The following is an 8097-nucleotide window of genomic DNA, read 5'->3' as shown; positions in this document are numbered from 1 at the left end:
TTGAGTTCCCTGAAGGGCCGTCGAAGACTACGACGTTGATAGGTTGGGTGTGTAAGCGCTGTGAGGCGTTGAGCTAACCAATACTAATTGCCCGTGAGGCTTGACCATATAACACCCAAGCAATTTGACTACTCGAAAGAGCATCAGATTGCGGTGTGTGAAGACGAAACGAACCGAAAGTTCGATGTTCACAAAACACCCAAAGCTATCACATACCCAATTTGCTGAAGCGAGGCCGACTGGTCACGACTCAGTACCCGAATTTCTTGACGACCATAGAGCGTTGGAACCACCTGATCCCATCCCGAACTCAGCAGTGAAACGATGCATCGCCGATGGTAGTGTGGGGTTTCCCCATGTGAGAGTAGGTCATCGTCAAGATTAAATTCCGAAACCCCAATTGCGAAAGCAGTTGGGGTTTTGTTTTGCCCGCGAAAAAGTTTTCAGGCGAATCGAACCCCAACTTTCGCAAGAATCGCCAATGGGTAAAAACCTTCTTAAGTGACCGCGTAGTTTTTGGTATGGTGCAGCTCGTTTTTTCATGGACTGATGTCACGCCAAAGGATAGGCGCTCACTTATGCCAAAGAGTTGCTGCAGAAATGCCTGAACCTATCCCTATCAAGGATCACGAGAAAGAGACGCGTCTGGTCAACAAGCGGTTGATCGCCTGCGCTTTGTTCGTCTTCGCAGTGAGCTGCGCCCTGGTAGCACGTCTTTACATTCTGCAAGTGGTGGAGTTCGACTACCACTCGACCATTTCCGAAAACAACCGTGTCCATGTCCTGCCGATCCCGCCAACACGCGGACTGATCTACGACCGCAACGGTGTGCTGCTGGCAGATAATCGTCCCAGCTACAACCTGACCATCACCCGCGAGCGCGCCACCGATGTCAATCAGGAACTGGACGAGGTCATAGATCTCCTGCACCTCCCCGTCGAAGACCGAACAGTGTTCGACAAAGCCATGAAACAGTCCCGTCATCCATTCACGCCGGTAACGCTGTTTTATGAATTGACCGAAGAGCAGATTGCGGTCTTGGCGGTCAACGAGTTCCGTTTGCCTGGGCTGGATGTCGAGCCACAGTTCGTTCGACATTATCCGCTTGGCATGCACTTCGCTCACTCGATCGGCTATGTCGGTCGGATCAACGAAAAAGAATCCAAAACCCTCGACTCGGTGGAGTACCGCGGCACTCAGTCCGTCGGCAAGACTGGCATCGAACGCTTCTACGAAGCGCAGTTGCACGGCCATGTCGGTTACGAGGAGGTTGAAACCAATGCCCAGGGCAGAGTACTGCGTGTGCTGAAGCACACTGACCCTGTACCCGGCAAAAACATCGTTCTGAGCCTCGACGTGAAACTGCAAGAGGCCGCCGAAGCTGCCTTGGGTGGTCGTCGTGGTTCGGTCGTGGCGCTGGATCCGTCCACTGGGGAAGTGCTGGCGATGGTCAGCAACCCGAGTTTCGATCCCAATCTGTTCGTTACTGGTATCAGCTCCAAAGAGTATTCGGCGCTGCGTGATTCTATCGACCGGCCACTGTTCAACCGCGTACTGCGCGGCTTGTACGCACCGGGCTCGACCATCAAGCCAGAGGTGGCGATTGCGGGCCTCGACGCAGGCGTTGTCACACCGCAGACCCGAGTCTTCGATCCGGGTTACTACCAACTCCCGGACTTCGATCACAAGTACCGTAACTGGAACCACAGCGGCGACGGCTGGGTGGATATGGACGCTGCGATCATGCGTTCCAATGACACCTACTTCTATGACCTGGCGCACAAGCTTGGCATTGATCGCCTGCACGACTACATGGCCATGTTCGGTCTCGGCGAAAAAGTCTCGCTGGACATGTTTGAAGAGTCTCCCGGCCTGATGCCATCTCAAGCCTGGAAACGCACCACACGTCGACAAGCGTGGTTCCCGGGGGAAACGGTGATTCTCGGTATTGGTCAGGGCTACATGCAGGTAACGCCGCTGCAACTGGCTCAGGCCACCGCACTGATCGCCAACAAAGGAGTGTGGAACCGCCCACACCTGGCCAAGACTGTTGATGGCATGGCGCCGGTCGACGAGCATCCGATGCCGAACATCCTGCTTAAGGATCCGCGCGATTGGGAGCAGGTCAACCATGGCATGCAGATGGTTATGCACGATGCCCGCGGCATTGCCCGTGCGGCAGCGGCGGGGGCGCAATACCGTATCGCTGGTAAAAGTGGTACGGCGCAAGTGGTGGCGATCAAGCAGGGTGAACGCTACAACCGCGCGAAGACGCTTGAGCGCCACCGTGATAACGCCTTGTTCGTCGGCTTCGCTCCGGCTGAGCACCCGAAAATTGCGATTTCGGTGATGATAGAAAACGGTGAGGCCGGTGGTCGTGTCGCCGGGCCGGTGGTGCGGCAGATTATGGACGCCTGGCTACTCGATCAGGACGGCCATCTCAAGCCGCAGTATGCGGCGCCGTCGAAAGCGCCGGGTGATCCGCACGTGTAACCGATAACAGCTTCACAGCACGGTCTTACGTGGGGCTGAGCGTGCCTGAAGTTGTTGAACGTCACAGTTTCATGCAGCAACCGCACTGCCGCCATTGCTGGCAAGCCAGCTCTCACAAGGTTATTGAGTGTTCACACCTGAAGTGATCGCAATGAAATACCTGTGAGCGCTGGCTTGCCAGCGATATGGCCTTGAGCAATCAGGCCCCCGGCACCGGGCAACTCATGTCACCTTCTTCACACTTCAAGTACTGCTTCAGCGTTTCAACCCGCACCTTGGTCACAGCGGTCATGCAGTTGCTATAGATCAGCGGATACACACTCCCGCCCGTCACGCCCGAAGACGAAAACTTGCACTCGGCATCACGAAAACCGATCCATGCGCGTTGCGCACTGACCAACAGCTTCTTGCCATCAGGGTTGCCCTTCAAACGCCCGGTGACCTGCTGATACACCGCGTTCAACTCTTTGTCGGCAGCTTTGTAATCCTGCCCGGCACACTGATTCATCGTCGCCTGATCGCTGGCGTTGGCGCAGTCAACGGCGGCGTGGCTGAGGGTGGTGAATAGCAAAGGCGTCAGGGCCAGGAGCAGACGTGGGGACATGGAGATACTCGCTGTGTCGAATGAAAGTGCAGGCAGTGTAGTGATTGCACAGATTCTATTCAGGTACTTGTTGTCTTGAGGCTTCCAGCAAGCGATCCGCTGTAGCCGCAATCTCTTCACCATCATGCAGCAGGTCCAGCCAGTTGGCGGGAATGGCTCGCACGCCATAGTGGGCGCCGGCCAGCTGGCCGACAATCGCTGCCGTGGTATCGGCGTCATCACCCAGATTGGCGGCTTGCAGGATTGCCGCTGCAAAACTGTCGGTGTGCTGAAAACACCAAAGCGCTGCTTCCAGCGATTGGACGCAGTAGCCGCTACCACGGATTTCATCTATTGATTTCGTGAAATAGTCACATCGAGCTATCTCCGCGACTTTCGGTTGGCTGAAGGTTGAGGCTGGCAAAAAGCGCAGTTCTGTTTTGGACGCTCCAAGCAGAGCTTTGTTGATCAGCTCAGCCAACAGTTGGCAGCATTCGATTGCCTCGGGTGCTGCGTGGGTAGTTCGCGAGCTTTCGCTGGAGAAATGTCTGACTTTCCGGGCGTCTGGAAAGTAAAACAGCACCACCGGTGCCAGTCGCATCAGAGAACCGTTGCCAGCGGTATCCGGCTCGGTCGACCCCGCAAAGGGCTCACCTGTTTGCTGGTATTGCGACAGCGCCTGACTGACGGTCATGCCGATATCGAAGCATTCGCCGGTCGCACTCAGGTAACCCCATTTCCACCAGTTGAGGTAGCGCCCCATTTGGTCTGTGGCGTCGAAGCCGTTCTTGATCAGCAGGCTTTCCGCCAGGCACAGGGCCATTGAGGTGTCATCCGTCCACTGTCCAGGCTTGAGGTGGAAAGGGCCGCCGCCGACCATGTCAGTCAATGGTTGGAATGAGTTGCGTGGCTTGAACTCTACCGTGGTGCCGACCGCGTCGCCGCAAGCCAGACCTAGCAGGGCGCCGCGATAACGTTCGGGGAGGGATGGCTGCATGATTCGTCCTTGTCCGGTTCAGCATCGATGGAAAAGGTAGCAGGTTCATTCGCTGGGTTGTGCTGTAAATAGCTCGAATCATCAACGGAAAATGCAGCCGGATGTTTCCTGCCTTTTGCACAGAGGAACCGCTTTGATACAACTTCACCTTGGACATGTGGTCATACAAGCCTACTGTTCAGAACAGGAGGTGACGTATGAAACCAGTACCCAATAGTTTCGAACGAAAAATCACGCTCAAGGCGTCGCGTTCACATGTCTGGCGTGCATTGGTCGATGCCGAGGCGTTTGGCCAGTGGTTTGGCGTGGCGCTGGAGGGAAGGCGTTTTATTGCCGGAGAATGGACGCAAGGGCAGGTCACGTATCCGGGTTATGAACATGTGTTGTGGAACGTGCTGATCGAGCGGGTCGAGCCGCAGCAATTGTTCTCGTTCCGTTGGCATCCGTATGCGGTCAATCCGAAGATCGACTATTCCCAGGAGCCGACAACGCTGGTCAGGTTCGAGCTGGAAGATTTCGAGGGTGGGACGTTGCTCAAGGTGTCTGAGTCCGGTTTCGCGCACATTCCCGACATCCGCCAGAAAGAGGCCTATTACATGGACAGTCGTGGCTGGGAAGAACAGTTGAGCAGGCTTGAGCAGTTTCTCGCGGAAAGCGCCAGGGCGCGTGAGCTTGATCGGGGCTGATAGGCTCTGCAGGTTGACCCGCAGACGCAGGACTCAGGGCAGTTGAAAGTCGCGCAAATCGCGGCTGGCATGCTCAACGCCTGACCCTTCTAAGGGTTTTCGGAAGTGCCTCTATGGCGAATGTCTTACACGCGATGGTAGCTTTTACGACTATTGCCGATTGGATCCACCACGTAATCTACACCCATCAACTGAAGCACAGGGAGTACTTCAGGATCACGGATGATCGACCATTGCAAGGATCGCTGCCGACAGGGAGTCGATAATGGTCTTGGGAAAAACCCGCTTCGGCGGGTTTTTTTTTGCCCGGAGAAAAGTACAAAATCCTGTAGGAGCTGCCGAAGGTTGCGATCTTTGATCCTGATCTTACAAAACAAGATCAAAAGATCGCAGCCTTCGGCAGCTCCTACACGGTTGTGCGTTTATGAAGCGATCAACTGCCGCAACACATAATGCAGAATCCCCCCCGACTTGAAGTACTCAACCTCGTTCACGGTGTCGATCCGGCACAGCACTTCGATTTTCTCCTGTCGCCCGTCTTCACGGGTGATCACCAGAGGCAGGTTCATGCGCGGTGACAGGGATACGCCGGTCAGGCCTTGAATCTCGAAGGTTTCCTTACCGGTAAGATTCAGACTCTTGCGGTTCTGATCGAGTTTGAATTGCAGCGGCAACACGCCCATGCCCACCAGATTGGAACGGTGAATGCGCTCGAAGCTCTCGGCGATCACTGCTTTGACGCCCAGCAGGTTGGTGCCTTTGGCCGCCCAATCGCGACTGGAGCCGGTGCCGTATTCTTGGCCGGCAATCACCACCAGCGGTGTTCCGGACGCTTGATAGCGCATGGCCGCATCGTAAATCGGCAGTTTCTCACCGGTCGGAATGTAGATCGTGTTGCCACCTTCTTCACCGCTGAGCATCTCGTTGCGTATACGAATATTGGCAAAGGTGCCGCGCATCATCACTTCGTGGTTGCCGCGACGCGAACCGTAAGAGTTGAAGTCCCTCGGCTCGACACCTTTTTCGCGCAGATAACGCCCGGCCGGACTGTCAGTCTTGATGTTGCCGGCAGGGGAAATATGGTCAGTGGTCACCGAGTCGCCGAGCAGCGCCAACACCCGCGCGCCCTTTACATCCTTGATCTCTGGCAACGGGCCGGAAATGTCGTCGAAAAACGGTGGATGTTGGATGTAAGTCGAATCGTCCTGCCACACGTAGGTGGCGGCTTGTGGCACCTCGATGGCTTGCCACTGTTCGTCACCGGCGAACACTTCGGCGTATTCCTTGTGGAACATGGCAGTGCTGACCTGACTCACCGCGTCGGCGATTTCCTGGCTGCTTGGCCAGATGTCACGCAGGTAAACCGGATTGCCCTGTTGGTCATTGCCCAGCGGTTCGCTGCTAATGTCGGTACGAACCGTGCCAGCCAAGGCATAAGCCACCACCAGTGGTGGCGAGGCCAGCCAGTTGGTTTTCACCAGTGGGTGCACGCGACCTTCAAAGTTGCGGTTGCCGGACAGCACCGAGGCGACGGCGAGGTCAGCTTTCTGGATGGCTTTTTCGATCGGTTCCGGCAATGGCCCGGAGTTGCCGATGCAGGTCGTGCAGCCATAGCCGACCAGCGAAAAACCGAGCTGGTCGAGGTATTGCGTCAGCCCCGCCGCCTTGTAGTAATCGGTGACTACTTTCGAACCCGGCGCCAACGAACTCTTTACCCACGGTTTGCGCGTCAGGCCTTTCTCCACGGCTTTTTTCGCCAAGAGCCCGGCGGCCATCATCACGCTCGGGTTGGAAGTGTTGGTACACGACGTAATTGCAGCGATGACCACCGCACCGTTTTTCAGGCGATAGGTGTGGCCGTCGTATTCATATTCCGTTTCTCCGACCAGATCGGCGTTGCCCACCGCGACGCCGCCACCGCCCTCGCTTTCCAGACGGCCTTCTTCCTTGCTCGTCGGTTTGAATTGCAAGTCGAGGAAGTCGCTGAAGGCTTGCGCGACATTCGGCAGCGAAACTCGGTCTTGCGGGCGTTTTGGCCCGGCAAGACTGGCCTCGACGCTGCCCATGTCCAGCGCCAGACTGTCGGTGAACACCGGTTCCTGACCGGGCAGGCGCCACAACCCCTGGGCCTTGGTATACGCCTCGACCAGTTTCACCACTTCCGTCGGCCGTCCGGACAGACGCAGGTACTCCAGCGTCACGTCATCGACCGGGAAGAAGCCGCACGTCGCGCCGTATTCCGGGGCCATGTTGGCGATGGTCGCGCGGTCAGCCAGCGGCAGGTCGGCGAGGCCATCACCGTAAAATTCGACAAATTTGCCGACCACGCCTTTCTTGCGCAGCATCTGCGTAACGGTCAGCACCAGGTCGGTGGCGGTGATGCCTTCCTTGAGTTTGCCGCTGAGTTTGAAGCCAATCACTTCCGGAATCAGCATCGACACCGGTTGCCCGAGCATCGCCGCTTCCGCCTCGATCCCGCCGACACCCCAGCCGAGTACGCCGAGGCCGTTGATCATGGTGGTGTGGGAGTCGGTGCCAACCAGCGTGTCGGGAAAGGCGTAGGTGCGGCCGTCTTCATCCTTGGTCCACACGGTGCGGCCGAGGTATTCGAGGTTGACCTGGTGGCAGATCCCGGTGCCCGGCGGCACTACGCTGAAGTTGTCAAAGGCACTTTGGCCCCAACGCAGGAAGGCGTAGCGTTCGCCGTTGCGCTGCATCTCGATGTCGACGTTCTGCTCAAATGCGCTGGGCGTGGCGAACTTGTCGACCATCACCGAGTGGTCGATCACCAGATCGACCGGGGATAGCGGATTGATTCGCTGTGGATCGCCGCCGGCCTTGGCCATGGCGGCGCGCATCGCCGCGAGGTCGACCACGGCGGGGACGCCGGTAAAATCCTGCATCAATACGCGGGCAGGGCGGTACTGGATTTCCCGGTCGGAGCGACGCTCCTTGAGCCACGCAGCAATTGCCTTGAGGTCGGCGCCGGTGACAGTTTTTTCATCTTCCCAGCGCAGCAGGTTTTCCAGCAGGACTTTCAGCGACATTGGCAGTTTGTCGATATTACCCAGGCTTTTGGCAGCATCCGGCAAACTGAAATAGTGGTAGGTTTTGTCGTCGATTTTTAGTGTTTTAAGGGTCTTCAGGCTATCTAGGGACGGCATTGCAATCACTCCTTTGAATCCGCACTGCTACGGATTGAGGGGACGGGCAGAGCTATCAACGTAGCCCTGTTTTCATTAGCTGGCTAATAACTGGACTCTATGGAGAGAACCAAGGTTCCGACATCGGCTATCATGCGCCGGTTTTCGTGACAGGCTTTGCTTCAAAGCAAGGCC

General features: G+C 56.7%; 5 protein-coding genes and 2 rRNA genes. 4 read left to right on the top strand and 3 right to left on the bottom strand.

The features are described 5' to 3' along the window. From ICA15_RS10430 to mrdA, 3 genes are all read left to right on the top strand, one after another. Positions 1-108: ribosomal RNA gene (locus ICA15_RS10430) — 23S ribosomal RNA — on the top strand; the annotation flags it as partial. A gap of 157 nt (positions 109-265) precedes the next feature. Next, positions 266-381: ribosomal RNA gene (gene rrf, locus ICA15_RS10425) — 5S ribosomal RNA — on the top strand. A 219-nt stretch (positions 382-600) separates the two neighbouring features. Continuing rightward, positions 601-2493: a penicillin-binding protein 2 gene (gene mrdA, locus ICA15_RS10420; protein WP_150617562.1), complete on the top strand. Its 1893-nt coding sequence runs from the start codon at positions 601-603 to the stop codon at positions 2491-2493. Between the two features lie 199 nt (positions 2494-2692). Here the strand turns inward: mrdA and ICA15_RS10415 are convergent, their stop codons facing one another. Together ICA15_RS10415 and ICA15_RS10410 are read right to left on the bottom strand one after the other, a co-directional pair. Beyond that, a complete protein-coding gene (locus ICA15_RS10415; RefSeq protein ID WP_150604519.1) occupies positions 2693-3097 on the bottom strand; it encodes a lysozyme inhibitor LprI family protein in 405 nt (134 codons plus the stop codon). 55 nt (positions 3098-3152) lie between these two features. Then, the gene (locus ICA15_RS10410; protein ID WP_210553184.1) at positions 3153-4073 is read right to left on the bottom strand and encodes an ADP-ribosylglycohydrolase family protein; all 921 of its coding nucleotides are present in this window, start codon (positions 4071-4073) and stop codon (positions 3153-3155) included. 197 nt (positions 4074-4270) lie between these two features. On the opposite strand from ICA15_RS10410, the gene ICA15_RS10405 reads away from it, so the two are divergent. Continuing rightward, positions 4271-4759 (top strand): SRPBCC family protein, encoded by a 489-nt coding sequence (locus ICA15_RS10405; protein WP_150592545.1) that lies wholly within the window; start codon positions 4271-4273, stop codon positions 4757-4759. Positions 4760-5181: 422 nt separating this feature from the next. On the opposite strand, the gene acnA is transcribed toward ICA15_RS10405, so the two are convergent. Beyond that, a complete protein-coding gene (acnA, locus tag ICA15_RS10400; protein ID WP_210553183.1) occupies positions 5182-7923 on the bottom strand; it encodes an aconitate hydratase AcnA in 2742 nt (913 codons plus the stop codon). Between the last annotated feature and the right edge of the window lie 174 nt (positions 7924-8097).

Source organism: Pseudomonas sp. P116 (assembly GCF_020149425.1).
GTDB lineage: Bacteria > Pseudomonadota > Gammaproteobacteria > Pseudomonadales > Pseudomonadaceae > Aquipseudomonas > Aquipseudomonas anatoliensis.
This window is presented reverse-complemented; position numbering and strand designations above follow the sequence as displayed.